Genomic DNA, 16,909 nt, shown 5'->3' on the forward strand with positions numbered 1-16,909 from the left:
CTCCCGGCCGCTTCAAGCAGCAAGAGAAGAACTTAGCACATCCGATTTCAACCGCGCAAACGGCTTCGACCGGATCGTTTCAGGTCTTCCCCCAGCGCCAGCTTCCGTGTCGCCTTGCGGCGTCGGCCTCGCTGACTCCCAGAACATTACACACGCCGCCGAGAACAACGCAAAACGCCACGTCAACCCACGGAAAGCACGCCCAGTGTCACGTGCCTCCGGCAGTCATCCGCCGATCATCGGGCCCTACTGCGCCCCAGTTCCCCGCTACCTTCGCCCCGCGCGCCCCCACCCAACGACTTTCCCGCCGCCACGGCCGAAGCACCGAGCACGGCACCGGAGATGACGAACACCGTCGCCACTCCCGCACTCGCCGCAAGGGCACCGGCGGCGGCCGGCAACGCGACCTGCGCCAGACGATTGCCCATCAATCGCACGGACAACGCGATCGCCTTATCCGTGTCGGGCACCAGCGACGACACCCATGTCATGGTCATCGGCATGACGAACCCCCACGCGAAACCGCAGATGCCGGTGGCCACCGCCAACATCCACGCCTCCCCCAACATCGGCGTGACCAGCAACGGCACCGCCCCGGCGGCGATCATCGCCACCAGCACCCGGTCGCGGTCCACCCGCGCCAGCGCCCACGGCATCAACGCGCGCGACACCACGGCCAGGCCGGACCGCGCCGCGAGGATCACCGTCACCTCGCCGACGGACAAGCCCATCTCTTCGCCGAGCACCGGCATGTAGGCGGTCAGCAAATCGATGGCCACGATCACGGAGATCGACGCACCCATCGCGGCCGGCATCCCGGGCAGCACCAGCATCCGCGACACCGGCAGATGCGCCGGCGCCACGCCGCCGGGCCGCTCGGCGTCGGGCACGAGCCGTCGGAAAGCAGAGGCGATGGGCCACCCGCCCACCAGCGCGCACGCCCCCAGGGCCGTCAGCCACAGCAGCGCCGGGGTCGTGTCCACGCCGCCATCACCCTGCCCACCTGCGGCGATCCATCCGGAGAACACGATGCCCAGCAACTGCCCCACCGAAATGCCCAGCGTGAAGTAGGCGAACAGCGAATCCAGGCCCGTCGTGGTGCCCCGCAGCCGCGACACCATCCCCTGCGCGGCGATCAGCGTGGTCATGTGCGCGAAACCCAGCGCGACGTACCCCGCCAACAGCACGGCCAATCCCCCGGACCACGCCATCACCGCGGTCGCGGCGACGGTGGCGATGAGCCCGGCGCGCATCACCGCCGGCGCGTGCCCGTCATCGACCAGCCGCCCGGCGCGCAACGCGATCAACAATGGCACCAACGAAAACGCCGCGGTGAACACGCCGACGGTCACCGCGTCGCCGCCGAAACCCAGCACGCGGTAGCTCAGCAGCACCCGCCCGCCGTTGAACACGGCCTGCCCCACGACGGTCACCGCCACGAGCATCGCGAACCACCGTTTCACCCGGTCCGCCACCTTCCCGCCGCCGTCAACCCATCCGACCGCGATCAACGGTACCCGTCGGGCAATCCGGCCACCGGTCGCCCGTTTTCATGCATCCTGGGACGTGAACGAATCTGACATTAGTTAGCAATGAACGGATTGAAGGAGCCCATGCTTGAACGCACATTGGTGTACGTCGACACGTCTTACCTGCTCGCGAGCTTTTACAACTCGTGGGAGACCGGCGCCCGCGGGCAATTGGAAATCGATCTCAGAGAGGTGGTGCATGTTCTCGACCGCATGATCACGCAGCAGCTGGGGCAGCCGGTGCAGCGGCAGTTCTGGTACGACGGCATCCCGGAGTCGGGGCCGCACCGTTATCAACGTTCCTTGCGCACCATCGACGGCGTGCAGCTGCGTGCGGGGCAGCTCATCGAATGGGGTGATCGCCGCACGCAGAAGGCGGTGGATACGCGCCTGGTCGCCGACATGGTGATCGCCGGCGTGCGGGGCCAGGCCTCCGACATGGTCCTGGTGTCCGGCGACGCCGACATGCTGCCGGGCGTGGCGGAGGCGTCGAACTCCGGCGTGCGCGTGCATTTGTACGGCTTCGGCTGGGATTCGATGTCGTCGGCGCTGCGGCATGCCTGCGATTCGACCACGATCCTCGATCCGCGCGAGGATTTCGCGGAGTCCATGCAGCTCAACGTGCTGGAGGGGCCGCTGCCGCCGATCGTGCGCGACAAGCCGCTCGGCGACGTCGAGCCCCCCGAGGAACCGGGTGCCACGAAGGTGCCCGATACCCGGGTGTCGCCTCCGGGAACCAAGCTTGACGACGGCCCGTCCGCCGCCGATTCGGATTCGGCGGAGGAATGCCCGGAGGCCGACGCCGCGACGCCGACCGCAAAGGCGGATGCGCCGAAGGTCGCCGAGACCGAGGCCGCCGCGAAGGCCGGCGCGCGGGAGATCCCCGCGCAGGCCGAGCATGCCGCCGCCCAGCGCGCCGGCGTGGCCGGGGACGGTGCCGCCAAGCCCGCCCCCATGGATCCGGCGGAGGCCATCGCCGCGGTTGCCGCTGCGGCGGCGAAGGCGCACGAGCAGGCCGGGGCCGCCGCGAAGCAGCAGCCCGAGTCGGCCGGGGCCACCGCGAATCCTGCGGAGCCGGCGCAGCCCGAGCGTGCCGAGTCCGCCGAGTCCGCCGAGGAGCCGGAGAAGCCGGGCAAACCCGGCGACGCGAAGGCGGCGGAACCGGAGGCCGGCGCCGCCCCGAAAGAGCCGGAGCGTTCGGGGCCGGCATCCGGCGACGCATCCGGGGTCGTTTCCGGCGCGGTCGCGGAGGCCGAGTTCGGCCCCGGCCCCGAGTCCGGTGCCGCATCCGGCGCAGAGTCCGGTGCAGAGTCCGGCTCCCCCGCGAAGCCCGGCCCCCGGCCGAACCCGTCGATGATGGCGCCGCGCCGCAAGCTGCGTTCCCGGTACGTGCCGCTGCCCAACGAGGTGTGGGCCTCGGCGGGATTCCAGTCGCCGTTCGACGTGGGCCAGCAGTACGCGCTGTGGTGGTACGAGTCCGCCGCGTCCGATCGCCAGCGCGACGAGGCCCACCTGCTCTCCGGCGGCGGCCTGCCCCCGGAAATCGACCGGCCGCTGCTGCAGTTCGCGTGCGAGACCCTCCACGAGTACACGCTCACCGACGGCCAGCGCGTGAATCTGCGCGACGGCTTCCACGCCGGCATCCGCGGCGTGCTGCTCAACCGCCGCAACGGAGGCGCCGCCACGCTCGACTGATCGGCGTCGTCGACAAGCGAAAACGCCCGCCCGCCCCAACCGGGGCAGGCGGGCGTCGGCGCATCCGACGGTCCTAGACCCCCGGCTTGCCCTTCGTTCCGGCGTCGCCGGGCTCCTCCAGGGTGACGTCCGCATCGTCGACGTCGGCCGCGGCGTCGTCGCCGGCCTCGAGCTCGCCCGCCGAGCCCTTGCCCAGCTCGTTGCCGCCGGACTCCGCCGCCATCTGCGCGCGAATCTCGGCGAGACGCGCGTCGGCGCGGGCGTCGGCTCCGGACGCCTCGATCTCGGCCATGCGGCCGGTGTGCGAGTTGGCGGCCAGCTCCTGGGCGCCGAGCGCGTTGGCGTACCGGGACTCGATCTTCTCGCGCACGCCATCGAGGGTCGGCACGTTGGGGTTCGAGGCGGCGCCCTGCAGCCCATCGAGGGTCCGCGACGTGGTCTCCTGCATCTTCGCCTGGTCGGCCTGCGACTCCAGCTCGCGGATCTGCGTCTTGATCTGCTCGTACTCCACCTGCGACCGCTTCGCCTGCTGCTGCGCCTCCTCCGCCGCGCGCACCGCCTGGCCGTGCATCTCGGTGGTCTGATCGATCTCGGTCTCGATGCTGACCAGCTGCGAGGCGAAGATCTCGGCGGTGTGCTCGAGCTCCTGCGCCTTCGCGGCGTCCCCGGCGGCGCGGGCGGCGTCGGCCTGCTGCACGGCGGCGCGGGTGTTCGCGGTCAGCTTGTCGCGCTCCTTCTGCAGCCGCGACAACGACATCTCCAGCTGGTTGCGGTTGCCGATCACCGCGGCCGCCTGCTCCTGGATCTGCCGGTGCTGTTCGCGCGCGGCCTCCGCCGCCTGGTGGATCTGCACCTTGGGGTCTGCGTTGTCGTCGATCTTCTTGTCGAACGAGGACATCATGTACTTCCAGCCCTTGCTGAACGGATTCGCCATGTCGCGGGGCTCCTTTCGGTTCGTCGACTTCGAATTCTACGTAAACGCGACGCACCTGGCCGGGCGACGAAGCAGTGACCGGAATAGCACCGGCCTGCGGACGAAACCGGTGCACGGTCGATGTAATGTCACGATTCATGTTCAACCCCCGGTTCCCGGGCCGGCGCATTGCCGCCGCGTCCGCTTGCGCGGCGCTTTTCCTCGCCGCCGCGCCCGCCGCCGTGCCGACGCAGGCCTCCGACGCGCCTTTCGCTCTCCCAACGGCCGCCGCCGCGGAAAAGAAGACGTCCGACGAGAAGGACACCGACGAGAAGACCCCGGACGAAAAGCCCGCCACCGACAAGACGACCGACAAGGCCGCTGACGAGTCCACCGACGAGCCGGCGATCCCCGAGCCGACCACCGACGTCGGCCGCGAGATCCGGGCGCGCATGGACGAGGCGACGGAGACCATCACCGACAAGGGCGGCCTGATCGGCATGGCGTTCCTCGACCGCGAGACCGGCGAAATCGTCTGCAACGACCAGTGCCAGGACCCGTTCGCGCTGGCCAGCCTGTCCAAGGTGTTCATCGCCGAGGTCGTCGGCTACACCAATTACGAACGGCCCGGGCGCAAGGGCGAGATCGAGGCCGGCGAGGGCGACATGCCCGTGGAAGGCAACGTCGACGCGATGCTTCGCGACGACATGATCCGCTACTCCGACAACGACGCCACCAACGCCCTGTGGCGCAACTACGGCGGCACGAAGGTCATCGACAGCGTCAAGGAACGCTACGGGCTCGGCGACACGACCATCCCGAACTCCGACTGGGGTTCGACGCAGGCATCGGCCGCCGACATGGTCACGTTCTTCGAGGGGATGCTCGAGCGCGACGGCGGCATGTCCGAGGTGGAGACCCGCTACCTGGTGCAGCTGATGTATTCGCTGCCGCGGTACTCCTACGGCAACGCGGACCAGAACATCGGCCTGCGCGCCGCGCTGCCCGACGAGTTCATCGGGGTCAAGGGCGGCTGGGTGGACCCGAAGATCCGCACGTCGGCCGGTTTCTTCGGCGAGGACGACCGGTACGTCATGGCGGTGCTGACCCGCCACGTGTCGCCGGCGGACTTCACGGCGTCGATCGCGCACGTCTTCCCGGAAGGCGGCGCGTCGGTGGAGGAACGCGGCGACGAGGCGATCCGCCAGGCGGGTTCGGTCACCGCGGCGGACGCCGATGCCGGCGGCTCCGCCACCCCGTGGGTTCTGGCCCTGCTGGCGGCGACCGCCGCGGGCTTCGGCCTCGGCTGGCAGATGCGCCGCAACGACGCGTAACGATTGACTCGTGACGGCCGGCGGTCAGCCGCCAGCCACCAGCTGCCGACGCAGGCTACTGCTGCGGGGCGGCGGCGTCGTCGCCGCGGGCGGCCTCGTCGGCGGCCATCTGCTCCTCGATCTGGCGGCGCACGTCGGCCATGTCCAGCTCGCGGGCCTGGCGCAGCAGATCCTCGAGAGCCTGCGGCGGCATCACGCCGGCCTGCTGGAACAGCAGGATGCCCTCGCGGAACAGGAACAGGGTCGGGATCGACTGGATGCCCAGGGCGGCCGAAATCTCCTGGTTGGCGTCGGTGTCGAGCTTCGCGAACGCGACGTCCGAGTGCTGCTCCGACACCTGCTCGAAGATCGGGGCGAACTGGCGGCACGGGCCGCACCACTCGGCCCAGGCGTCGACGAGCACGATGTCGTTGTCCTGGATCGTCTGGGCGAAGGTCTCGTTGGTGACGTCGATCGTGGCCATGAACGGGCTCCTAAGATTCATCGGGGTCGCGGGGCATGCCCCCGCGAAGTGCCGCTTCCCGGCACGCCCCGAACAACGCGCACACCCCTGCGGGTATTCCCCGCGGGCGTTCGCTTCACGACGTCCCGGCCGGCACGCACCCGCCCTGGGTGCCCGGCACGGCGGCGGCGACCGGCGGCCGCCTGCCCCGGACGCTACCGGATGCGCAGAATGTTGCGCTGTTCCCCCAGGCCATCGATGGCCACGCGGATTTCCTGCCCGTCGCGCAGGTACGTCTTGGGGTCCATCCCATGGCCGACTCCGGCGGGGGTCCCCGTGGAAATGACGTCGCCGGGATTGAGCTGCACGAAGCGCGACACGTAGGCGACGAGGGCGGCGGGCGGGAACACCAGGTCGGCGATGGGCGCGTCCTGGCGCAGCTCTCCGTCGATCCACGTGCGCACGCGGGCGGTGACCGCGTCGAACTCGTCCGGCGTGGCCAGCCACGGGCCGAACGCGGACGTCCGCTGCAGCGTCTTGCCCTGGAGCCACTGCTGGGTCGCGTACTGGGCGTCGCGCTGCGTGAAGTCGTCGAGGATGGCGTAGCCCGCGATGCGGCGCGCTGCCTCGTCCTCGTCGACGCGGTACGTCGTCTCGCCGATCACCACCGCAAGCTCGCCTTCGTAGTCGAGGGCCCCTGCGGCGTCGGCGTGGACCATGAGGTCGTCGCGGGGGCCGGCCAGGGCATCGGCGAACTTGGCGAACAGCGTGGGCACGTCCGGGCGGTCGTGGCCCATCTCGTCGATGTGCGCGGCGTAGTTGAGCCCGACGCAGAAGATCTTCCCCGGGCGCGGGATCAGCGGCGCCAGCGCCCACTCGGATTCGGGGACCAGGCGGTCCGGGTCGGCGTCGCCGCCGTGGTCGCCGAGGACCGCGTCGACGCCGGCGCGCCAACCCTCCGCGGCGATCAGATCGCCGACGCAGGAGGCGTCCAGGAGCACCGCGGAACCGTTGCCCAGCACCGCCGCCCTGGTGCCGCCGTCGATGCGCAGCGTCGCCAGCTTCATCGCCGCTCCCCCTCGTGGTCGCGGCGTACCGCCACGGCATTGCCCCGTCCCGCCTCGACGGTCCGCGGGGCCACCACGGGCCCCGGGGTGGCCGGGGCGGAGGTGGGCGTCGTCAAGCGGACGAACCAGTCGGCGCGCTTGAACAGCCACCCGCCGCCGGCGCGCAGGATCAGGCGGTACAGGCCCAGGCACAGCGCCGCCGCGATGGCGGTGGCGATGACCGGCTGCCACGGCAGACCCGGGTCCGCGTCGAGGAACTGGTCCGCGACGATCGCGATCATCGACAGGATCGGGATGTGCATGAGGAACACCGGCAGGGTGCGGCGGCCGATCTTCTCGAACGGCTTCACCACCGGCGTGCCCTGCAGCATGGCCATGATGTTGACCGCCGCGAACACGCCCGCCAGCGACAGGAACAGGCGGACGAAGCCCTGGTTGCCGGCATTGAAGGACGGGAACGTCAGCAGGATCCAGCCCGCCACCGCCGCATAGGCGCCGACGGACGCCGCCAGGAATCCGATGGGGCGCCGCGCCACCATGCGGAAAATGTACGGGGCGCCGTAGATGCCCAGGACGTAGAAGACGTACATCTTGGACACGAAATCCCACGACCAGCTCACCGCCGCGAACGGGGCGAACACGTTGACGGCCGCGGCCACGGCGATCTGCACGATCGGGGGGACGTGGCGGGTGGCCTTGGTCAGGATGGCGAACAACGCCAGCGCCCACAGGAACCACAGGTACGACGTCGGCTCCACCAGAGCGTGCAGCGAGTTGTAGAGCAACGGGCCCCAGTTGGCGGAGTCGAAGATGCGGGGCGCGGCGATGAAGCCGGTCTCGGTGACGTGCGACCCGGGCAGCAGCGCCAGCACCAGATCGCGCAGCGGCACCCACAGCACGTACAGCCAGACCATCACCCAGATTCGGCGGTTGGCCAGGCGGTGCCATGACTCGGACAGGGCCTTGGCGGCGAAAAGGCCGGACAGCAGGAAGAACAACGGCATGCGGATCGGGCCGAGCATGAAGTTCACGTCGTCCCAGATGCCGGTGGAGTAACCGTGGTTGTTCAGCTCCGTGATGGCGTGGCCGAGCACCACGAGGAGGATGCACAACCCCTTCGCGGAATCGACCCAATCGACGCGGCCCCGAGCCTTCGGGGTCGCGTCCGTCGCCGTGGCCGCCACCGTTCCCGCCAAAGATTCCTCCGATTCAACCGCGTGCGGCGCACCCGTTCGGGGTCGCGCGGGCACGCGGAAATTGCTCCCGTTGTCGCGGATAAGGGAGTTTACCCACCCTGACCAGGCATGGGAAGAAACGTGAGCGGGAACACCCCTGGTTCGGGAACCTCCGGCGCCCCTCCTACTGCTCGTGCGCCATGTTGACGAAGCGCGAGTAGCGCAGCTGATTGGCCACCGTCACGGTGCCGATCGGGCCGCCACGGTGCTTGGCCAGGATGATGTCGGACTCGCCGGCGCGCTCGTGCTCGACCTCCTGTGAATCGGGCCGATACAGCAGCATGACCATGTCCGCGTCCTGCTCCAGCGAACCGGATTCGCGGAGGTCCGCCACCTGAGGCTTCTTGTCCGTGCGGGCTTCCGGGCCACGGTTCAGCTGCGAAATGGCGATCAACGGCACGTCGAGTTCCTTGGCCAGCAGCTTCAGCTGGCGGGAGAACTCCGACACCTCCTGCTGGCGGGACTCGACTCGCTTGCCCGACGACATCAGCTGCAGGTAGTCCAGCACGATCAACTCGAGATCGTGCTTCTGCTTCAGCTGCCGCGCCTTGGCGCGGATCTCCATCATGGTCAGGTTCGGTGAGTCGTCGATGAACAGCGGTGCCTCGCGGATCTGCTCGGTGCGCTCGACGAGCTTGTTCCAGTCCCCCGGCTCCATGTTTCCGGAGCGCAGCTTGGACAGGTCGATCTCGGTCTCCGCCGACAACAGGCGCATCATGATCTCGATCTTCGACATTTCCAGCGAGAAGATCACCGACGCCTTGCCGTGGGTGATCGACGCCGACCGCATGAAGTCCAGGGCGATGGTCGACTTACCCACGCCGGGGCGCGCGGCGATGATGATCATCTGGCCGCCGTGGAGGCCATTGGTCAACTCGTCGAGACGGTGGAAACCGGTGGGCACGCCCTGCGCCAGGCCACCCTGCTGGCTGATCAGGTCGATCTCCTCCAGCGCCGGGTCCATCAGCTCGGACATCGAGGAGTAGTCGGCCTTCTCGGAATCGCGGCCGACGCCGAAGACGATCTGCTGCGCCTGGTCGACCAGCACCTCCGGCTCCGAGTCCTCCGCACCCGCGTACCCGAGCTGCACGATCTGCGTGCCCGCCTCCACCAGACGGCGGATGGTCGCCTTCTCGGCCACGATCTTGGCGTAGTAGTGGGCGTTCGCCGCAGTGGGCACCATGGCGACCAGGGTGTGCAGGTACGGCGCGCCGCCGATGCGCTCCAGATCGCCCATGCGATCCAGCCGGCCCGCCACCAGAATCGGATCGACCTCGTCGGCCTCGCCGTAAAGGTGCAGGATCGCCTCGTAGATCGCCTGATGCGCCGGACGGTAGAAGTCCTCCGGCTTGAGCAGCTCGTACACGTCGGCGATGACCGTGGGGCTCAGCAGCATGCCGCCGAGGACGCCCTGCTCCGCCTCGATGTTGTGCGGCGGCTGCCGGCCGAAGTCCACGCCGCGCGTGGCGCGCTCGCCGCGGTCCCGATCGCCGTTGCCGCGGCGGCCGCGGCCGAAGCCCCCGGAACCGCCGGAGCTCGACGACGGACCGGCCGACCCCTGGCCTGCCCCAAAATCCTCGGACTCCGGGGGCGGAGGCACGTCGTCGTACGACGCCGAATACGCCCCATCATCTGCGGAACCCCGCGGTTGCCCCATCGGTTCACCCATCTCTTCGTGCACCCTTCATCGCTGTCCTCCGGCTCCGCCACAGGCTACCCCGCGCCCCGGATCGGACACCCGTTTCCGCTGTTCGAAAACTCACTTCATGCGATCCTTCCCACAGAGTTATCCACAGCCTTTGTGGATAACCCTGGGGACGGAATGTGAACGGATCATGAATCCCCAGGCCACGGTGTGGACCGTTCCGGCATGACATCGGAGCCGCAAACACCACGACCTGCATGAACCTGCGAACATGCAGGTCACGCCACTCTTCCGACCTTCCTGGCCCGTTCGGGGGTGATTTCGGCCATCGCTCCGGGGGCCGGCGACGAAGCCCGAACTTCATCTCGCGTTCGCTTTCCGCGCCAGCTGACGGTGGTGTCCTGGGGAAACGCCCCAACAGTTTTTCCACAACCCCGTCAACCGGGCGCCATCGCCCGTCCCCCCCATTGATTCAACGCCGCCTCAAGAGTTGCGGAACCCCGCCGAAAATGGATCCCGCGCCAAGCACGCGAACACCGGGCCGTCGCAAAGCAAGAACCCCCGGGCACACGGCAACGACCCCCGGACACACCTCCGGCCCCTGCCCGAATGAACGGGAGGGGCCGGGGTGCGCTGTTGTCGATGGGCCGGAAATCCGGCCGCCGTCATGAGCCGCGAATTACGCGGCGACGACCTCCACGGAAACATGCGCGGTGATCTGCGGGTGCAGCGCGATGTCAACGGTGTGCTTGCCGGTGGCCTTGATCTGGCCGGCCGAGAGCTCCACGGAACGCTTGTCGATGGCCTGGCCGGACGCCTTGCGGACCGCGTCCGCGACGTCGCCGGCCGTGACCGAACCGAACAGCTTGCCCGTCTCCGACGCCTTCACGGCGACGGAAACGTTCTCGAGCGCGTCGAGCTTGGCCTTGACCTCGCGAGCGTGGTCGAGGTCCCGGATCTCACGGGCCTCCTGGGCACGGCGAATGCCCTCGATCTGCTTCTCAGCACCACGGGTGGCCACGATGGCCATACCGCGGGGAAGCAGGTAGTTACGTCCATAGCCGGCCTTGACCTCGACGATGTCTCCCGGGACACCGAGCTTGTCGACGGCGGCGGTGAGGATCAGCTTCATGATCCCTGCCTTTCGCTGGATATTTCTAACGTCGGATTAGGTGTGATCGCTGGGACCGGATCTAGAACGGCGGCTCGTCGCCGCCACCGAAATCGCCGGACTGGGGAGCGGAGTTCCACGGGTCCTCGGTCGGCTGTCCGCCGCCGAAGCCCTGGTTTCCTCCGCGTCCGCCCTGGCCGCCGAAATTGCCCTGGTTCTGGCCGCCACCCTGGCTTCCGCCGCCGAAGCCGCGTCCGCCCTGGTTGCCGCCGCCGAAGCCCTGGCCGCCGCCGCCACCCTGACCGCCGGAGCGGGGGTTGCGGGTGACCTGGGCCGAAGCGAACTTGAGGGACGGGCCGACTTCGTCGACCTCGATCTCGTACACCGTGCGGCGCTCACCCTCGCGGGTGTCGTAGCTCCGCTGGCGCAAGCGGCCCTGCACGATGACGCGCATGCCCTTGCTCAGGGACTCCATCACGTTCTCCGCCGCTTCGCGCCAGATGTTGCAGGTCAGGAACAATGCGTCCCCGTCCTCCCACTGGTTCGACTCGCGGTTGAACACGCGCGGCGTGGACGCCACGCGGAAGTTCGCCACCGCGGCACCCGACGGGGTGTAGCGCAGCTCGGGATCGGCGACGACGTTGCCGATCAGCGTGATGGGGGTGTCTCCCTGTGCCATGGTTCGCTCCTGTTCGGTTTGGGCGATGTGTCGGTGTCGGGCTGTTTACGCCCGCCATCCTACGGTCCCGTACGGGTCCCCGAAGGGTCCCGCGGGAAAACTAGCGATCGCCCCGCAGCACCTTGGTGCGCAGGATGGAGTCGTTCAGGTTGAGACGACGGTCGAGCTCCAGCACGGCGGCCGGCTCGCACTTCAGGTCGAGGACCACGTAGATGCCCTCGTCCTTCTTCTCGATGGGGTACGCCAGGTGGCGCTTGCCCCAGATGTCCACCTTCTCGACGTCGCCCTTTTCCTGGCGAACGATGTCGAGGTACTTCTCCAGGGACGGGCCGACGGTGCGTTCATCCAGCGACGGATCGAGGATGATCATGACTTCGTAGTGACGCACGGACCTCATCACCTCCTATGGTCTAGTTTTTCGTGTTTCGGCCACGGGGAGCGTTCGACGGGGGCTCGCGCGGCGGGTCTGTCCGCCGGGTCCGCGCCCCGACCTCCGCGTGGCAGGAGGGTCGTTGCGTCAGGCAACCCGGCCAGAGTAGCCCATGCGAAAGCCCCGCACATAATCCTTCATGTGCGGGGCTCGCGCGGTGGGCCGGGCGGGTCGTTCAGGTTGGTGGGCCGGTCACGGGCCGCATGCTTTGCGACGGACCGGCGTCACTCGCCCGTGGCCGCGTGGAACAGGGCGATGATCACCGGGACGATCGTCGCCATGACGAGGGCGCCGATGGCGAGCGCCCACACGCGGCGCTGGGGCCACTTGTACATGAAGCCGTAGAAGGCTCCGCCGAAGAGGAGGAAACCCACGAAGACGCTCGCCATCGTGAGGATCAGCATCGGGCTCAATTGACTCGCCGTTCCTGGGGGTCGTGGTGGATGGGTTCCGCGGCCGGGGATCGCTCCCCTTTCGGACGGTGCGGGGGCCGGAAGTACTCCGGCCCCCGCGGGTGTGGCTCGGTACAGCGGGGATCAGTTCGCGGGCGCGGGGGCCGGCTGCTCGCCGCCGCCACCGCCCGGTTCCTGTCCGCCTCCGTCACCAGGGGCCGGGAAAGGGAGCAGATCACCGATTCCACCGCCGCCGCCGGGTGGCGGTGCCGGGAGTTCGGGGATCGCCGGGGGCGCCTCCTCCGCGGGCTGTTCCTCGGTGGTCTCCGGCGTCACCTCCTGGGCGGGGGCGGCCGGGGCGACGTTGCCGGACCAGGCCGGGGCGCCGGCGACTCCGCCGACGGCCGTCGGGGAGGTGAAGGTCTCCCAGTCCTCGTTCACCAGGGCGTTGTCCATGGTGTACTTCCACAGGTCCGCCGGAGTGTTCGCGCCGTACATGACCCCGCCGTACGCGTTGTACAGGGCGGAACCGTCGACGTTGCCGACCCACACGGCGGTGGACAGCTGCGGGGTGGCGCCGATCATCCAGGCGTCCTTGTTCAGGCCGGTGTCGCCGAGCTGCGTGGTGCCCGTCTTGGCCGCGGACTGACGGCCGCCGGCCAGCGCCTTGTTGTTGTACGAGGCGATGGGCTTCATCGCGTCGATGGTGTTGGTGGCGACGCCCTCGGACACGCGGCGCTCGCCGTCGCCGTTCTCGCGCTCGAAGAGGACTTCGCCGTTGGCGGTCTCCACCTTCTCGACGAAGTGCGTCTGCTGGTACACGCCGTCGTTGGCCAGCGTGGCCAGGCCGACCGCCATGTCCAGCGGGCGGGTCTGGTACTGGCCCAGCGCGATGCCGTCGAGGGCCTCGCCGTTTTCCTCGAGCAGCGTGCGCTCGATTCCCGGGATGGACTCGGCGACGCCGAGCTTGTGGGCCATGGTCGCGGTGTCGGTGGGGCCGTTCTTCAGATCGCGCTGCAGACGGATGAACGGCGTGTTCAGCGACTGCTTGAGCGCCTCGGAGATCGGGCACACGCCGCACGACGCGCCGCCGGCGTTGTACATGGTCACGTTGCCGGACTGCACCGGCGCGGACGAATACTGGGCGGACAGCGGGATGTCCTGGTCGAGTGCGGCGGCCAGGGTGAAGATCTTGAACGTCGAACCGGTTTGCAAGCCGGAGTTGGCGTAGTCCCAGCCATTGGGATCCTCGCCGCCGTAGTAGGCGCGCACGGCGCCCGTCTTCGGCTCCACCGAAACGATGGCGGCCCGCATGTCGTCGGAGAACAAGTAGTTCTCCGCCGCATCCAGCGCGGCCTCCTGGGCGGTCGAGTCGATGGTGGTGGTCACCCGCAGGCCGAGCGTGTTGACCTCCTGCTCGGTGATCCCCTCACGATCGAGCTCGGCGAGCACCTGCGATTTGATCATCGCGGCCGGGCCGGGCTCGGGCGCCTGCTGCGGCACCAGCGCCGGGTCGAGCGTCTCCGGGTACACCTGGGCGGCGCGGTCCGCCTCGGTCAGCACACCCATGTCGACCATGCCGTCGAGGACGTAGTTCCAGCGCTGCTCCGCTTCCGGGCGGTTCGTCCACGGATCCAGGGCCGACGGGCGCTGGATCGACGCGGCGAGGACGGCCGCATCCGCGGCGGTGAGCTCGCCGACGGGCTTGCCGAAGTACGCCTCGGAGGCCGCGGCGATGCCGTAGCCGTTGCGGCCGAAGTAGATGGTGTTCAGGTACGCCTCGAGGATGTCGTCCTTCGACCACTCCTGCGCCATCTTCGCGGACATGACCAGTTCCTTGGCCTTGCGGGTGATGGTGCGCTCGTTGCCGACGACGGCGTTCTTCACGTACTGCTGGGTGATCGTCGAGCCACCGCCGGCGGACGGGTTGCCGGTGATGACGCCCCATGCGGCGCGCGCGTAACCGCTCAGCGAGAAGCCCGGGTTCGTGTAGAACTCGCGGTCCTCCGCGGCGAGCACGGCATTGCGCACCACCGAGGGGACCTCTTCCAGCTCGACCGCGCGGCGGTTGCCCGCCTCCGGGACGATGCGGGCGATCTCGTTTTCGCCGCTGTTGTCGTAGATCACCGCGATCTGGTCGTTGGCCAGTTCCTCGGGCTCCGGGACGTCGGTCGCCACGTAGGCGATGCCGAAGACCGCCACGGGGAACAGAACGATGAGCACGGCGGCCACGGCCAACCACGTCCAGATGCCGCGGCGCTTGCCGCCGCCTTCCTCCACGTCTTCCTCCACCTCATCGTCGAGGTCGCCGTCGAGGTCGTCCCCGGCGCCGTACTCCTCGTCGGCGGCGTCGTAATCGCCGCCGGGGTAACCGTCGCGGGCTCCGGACGCGCCTGCGGCTCCGGCCGCACCGGCCGATGCCGCCGATGCGCCGGAAGCGCGATGGGCGCCGCCGGCCTCGCGGGCACCGGCGTCGCCGGAGCCGTCGTCATCCCACCATTCGCCGCCGGACGACCCCTGGTCGCCGGGGCCGCTGGCGTTGTCTCGAGGATCCTTGCTCACGGGCTCTCTCCAAATCGGTTCATGCTTCAATCTGCCGCGGCGGCTTCCGCCGTCGCGGTGCGCACCCGGAAATTCCACCGGCACTCGGGGCAAACTTCCACCGTCTGCACGGTGCACGGGCCACGCTCGGCAACCAGATGGTCCAGTTCGGAAGCACCGCACGCGGTGCCCGAACGATGTCCCAGGTTCTCTCCGAAAACCCAGGATACGAGTCGGAGGTCCCCATTGCGACAAAGCGGGCACGTGGCGCCGGCCGGTTCACCGTGGAATCTGGCCGCCGCGACGAGCCTGGGGTCGGCGTCGCGCAGCTTCGCGGCGGGCACCTCCCCGTTCCGCCAGCGCGCCAGCTCCGCATTGCGGAGCAGCGTGTGGTCGACCTCATCGCGCCACGTGATCACCCGCCCACAGTAACAGGCACCCCCGGGCGAGCACCCCCGCTTTATCGGTTCACCTTCGCCCCCACGGGAACGCAAATGCGATCCCGGGCCCAAGTGGGTATAGCGTCAGCACCTTGGGACCGGGCTCTTCAGCATCGAGCCTCCTCCCCCACCGCAAGTCGAATCAAGGAGTCCGCATTTCATGAGTTCCGTTCGCGTTGCAATCGTCGGCGTCGGCAACTGCGCCTCTTCGCTCGTCCAGGGCGTGGAGTTCTACCGTGACGCGAAGGCGGGTGACGACGTCCCCGGCCTGATGCACGTTCAGTTCGGCGACTACCACGTCTCCGACATCGAGTTCGTCGCGGCGTTCGACGTCGATGACAAGAAGGTGGGCAAGGATCTCTCCGAGGCGATCAACGCCTCCGAGAACTGCACCATCAAGATCGCGGACGTGCCGACCCTCGGAATCGAGGTCCAGCGGGGCCCGACCCTCGACGGCATCGGCAAGTACTACGCCGAGACCATCGACGAATCCGCCCGCGAGGCCGTCGACGTGGTCCAGGCCCTCAAGGACGCCGAAGTCGACGTCATGGTGTCCTACCTCCCCGTTGGCTCCGAGCAGGCCGACAAGTTCTACGCCCAGTGCGCCATCGACGCCGGCGTGGCCTTCGTCAACGCCCTTCCCGTCTTCATCGCCTCCGACCCCGAGTGGGCCAAGAAGTTCGAGGACGCCGGCGTCCCGATCGTCGGCGACGACATCAAGTCCCAGGTCGGCGCGACCATCACCCACCGCGTGATGGCCAAGCTGTTCGAGGATCGCGGCGTGCGCCTGGAGCGCACCCTGCAGCTCAACGTCGGCGGCAACATGGACTTCAAGAACATGCTCGAGCGCGAGCGCCTGGAGTCCAAGAAGATCTCCAAGACCCAGGCCGTCACCTCGAACCTGACCGGCCCGCTGGCCGGCCTGATCGACGACCGCAACGTCCACATCGGCCCGTCGGACTGGATCGACTGGCTCGACGACCGCAAGTGGGCGTACGTGCGCCTCGAGGGCAAGGCCTTCGGCGAGGTGCCGCTGAACCTGGAGTACAAGCTCGAGGTCTGGGACTCCCCGAACTCGGCCGGCATCATCATCGACGCCCTGCGCGCCGCGAAGATCGCCAAGGACCGCGGCATCGGCGGCCCGATCCTGCCGGCGTCGGCGTACCTGATGAAGTCCCCGCCGAAGCAGATGGGCGACGACCTGGCGCGCGCCGAGCTGGAGAAGTTCATCTCCGGCGAGTAGTCGCCTGCGGCCCAACCGGCCGGATCGGCCGGATCGGCCAGATCAGTCGGACCCGCCGGACCCGCCGGATCGCCCGGTTTAATCCGCATCCGAAGTAACCGTTACTCCCGTTACAGGGGTGTAACGGTTACTGTCGTTTTCACCCCCGGCAATGACGTGGATCACGGCCCCTTCACGACGTCGTAAAGCGTTTGAACTGGCATAATGTGGATC

The 16,909-nt window shown here is 68.8% G+C and carries 15 protein-coding genes; 3 read left to right on the forward strand and 12 right to left on the reverse strand.

Annotated features, from left to right (window positions below; genetic code table 11):
- Window positions 1–236: 236 nt before the first annotated feature.
- Window positions 237–1,463 (reverse strand): MFS transporter, encoded by a 1,227-nt coding sequence (locus CX1_RS11575; RefSeq protein WP_060925719.1) that lies wholly within the window; start codon window positions 1,461–1,463, stop codon window positions 237–239.
- A 150-nt stretch (window positions 1,464–1,613) separates the two neighbouring features.
- Between CX1_RS11575 and CX1_RS12860 the strand changes: the two genes are divergently transcribed.
- Window positions 1,614–3,224, forward strand: a complete 1,611-nt coding sequence (locus CX1_RS12860) for an NYN domain-containing protein (protein ID WP_060925720.1) — start codon at window positions 1,614–1,616, stop codon at window positions 3,222–3,224.
- Between the two features lie 73 nt (window positions 3,225–3,297).
- Here CX1_RS12860 and CX1_RS11585 read toward each other — a convergent pair whose 3' ends face one another.
- Window positions 3,298–4,158: a PspA/IM30 family protein gene (locus tag CX1_RS11585; protein WP_046649608.1), complete on the reverse strand. Its 861-nt coding sequence runs from the start codon at window positions 4,156–4,158 to the stop codon at window positions 3,298–3,300.
- 137 nt (window positions 4,159–4,295) lie between these two features.
- Between CX1_RS11585 and CX1_RS11590 the strand changes: the two genes are divergently transcribed.
- Window positions 4,296–5,471 (forward strand): serine hydrolase, encoded by a 1,176-nt coding sequence (locus CX1_RS11590; RefSeq protein ID WP_169793221.1) that lies wholly within the window; start codon window positions 4,296–4,298, stop codon window positions 5,469–5,471.
- A 55-nt stretch (window positions 5,472–5,526) separates the two neighbouring features.
- On the opposite strand, the gene trxA is transcribed toward CX1_RS11590, so the two are convergent.
- The 10 genes from trxA to CX1_RS11640 form a co-directional block, all read right to left on the reverse strand.
- Window positions 5,527–5,934 (reverse strand): thioredoxin, encoded by a 408-nt coding sequence (gene trxA / locus CX1_RS11595; RefSeq protein WP_046649643.1) that lies wholly within the window; start codon window positions 5,932–5,934, stop codon window positions 5,527–5,529.
- Window positions 5,935–6,128: 194 nt separating this feature from the next.
- On the reverse strand, window positions 6,129–6,980 hold the full coding sequence (locus tag CX1_RS11600; protein ID WP_060925714.1) for a fumarylacetoacetate hydrolase family protein: 852 nt from the start codon (window positions 6,978–6,980) through the stop codon (window positions 6,129–6,131).
- The gene (locus CX1_RS11605) at window positions 6,977–8,176 is read right to left on the reverse strand and encodes an acyltransferase family protein (protein WP_082719348.1); all 1,200 of its coding nucleotides are present in this window, start codon (window positions 8,174–8,176) and stop codon (window positions 6,977–6,979) included. The genes CX1_RS11600 and CX1_RS11605 overlap by 4 nt, the downstream gene beginning before the upstream one ends.
- 163 nt (window positions 8,177–8,339) lie before the next feature.
- A complete protein-coding gene (gene dnaB / locus CX1_RS11610; protein ID WP_371415606.1) occupies window positions 8,340–9,872 on the reverse strand; it encodes a replicative DNA helicase in 1,533 nt (510 codons plus the stop codon).
- Between the two features lie 667 nt (window positions 9,873–10,539).
- Window positions 10,540–10,992 carry a 50S ribosomal protein L9 gene (gene rplI, locus CX1_RS11615; RefSeq protein WP_046649612.1) on the reverse strand — a complete coding sequence of 151 codons (453 nt, stop codon included), beginning with the start codon at window positions 10,990–10,992 and terminating at the stop codon, window positions 10,540–10,542.
- Window positions 10,993–11,053: 61 nt separating this feature from the next.
- The gene (locus CX1_RS11620; RefSeq protein WP_046649613.1) at window positions 11,054–11,650 is read right to left on the reverse strand and encodes a single-stranded DNA-binding protein; all 597 of its coding nucleotides are present in this window, start codon (window positions 11,648–11,650) and stop codon (window positions 11,054–11,056) included.
- Window positions 11,651–11,750: 100 nt separating this feature from the next.
- Entirely contained in the window at window positions 11,751–12,038 is a 288-nt protein-coding gene (rpsF, locus tag CX1_RS11625) for a 30S ribosomal protein S6 (RefSeq protein WP_082719350.1), read from the reverse strand.
- Window positions 12,039–12,304: 266 nt separating this feature from the next.
- A complete protein-coding gene (locus tag CX1_RS11630; RefSeq protein WP_046649615.1) occupies window positions 12,305–12,484 on the reverse strand; it encodes a hypothetical protein in 180 nt (59 codons plus the stop codon).
- A 132-nt stretch (window positions 12,485–12,616) separates the two neighbouring features.
- Window positions 12,617–14,752, reverse strand: coding sequence for a transglycosylase domain-containing protein (locus tag CX1_RS11635; protein ID WP_432264160.1), 2,136 nt, complete (start codon window positions 14,750–14,752; stop codon window positions 12,617–12,619).
- A 308-nt stretch (window positions 14,753–15,060) separates the two neighbouring features.
- Window positions 15,061–15,432 carry a DUF5318 family protein gene (locus CX1_RS11640; protein WP_046649617.1) on the reverse strand — a complete coding sequence of 124 codons (372 nt, stop codon included), beginning with the start codon at window positions 15,430–15,432 and terminating at the stop codon, window positions 15,061–15,063.
- Window positions 15,433–15,613: 181 nt separating this feature from the next.
- On the opposite strand from CX1_RS11640, the gene CX1_RS11645 reads away from it, so the two are divergent.
- Window positions 15,614–16,696, forward strand: coding sequence for an inositol-3-phosphate synthase (locus CX1_RS11645; protein ID WP_046649618.1), 1,083 nt, complete (start codon window positions 15,614–15,616; stop codon window positions 16,694–16,696).
- Window positions 16,697–16,909: the final 213 nt, after the last annotated feature.

The organism is Corynebacterium xerosis NBRC 16721 = ATCC 373 (assembly GCF_001552415.1).
GTDB lineage: Bacteria > Actinomycetota > Actinomycetes > Mycobacteriales > Mycobacteriaceae > Corynebacterium > Corynebacterium xerosis.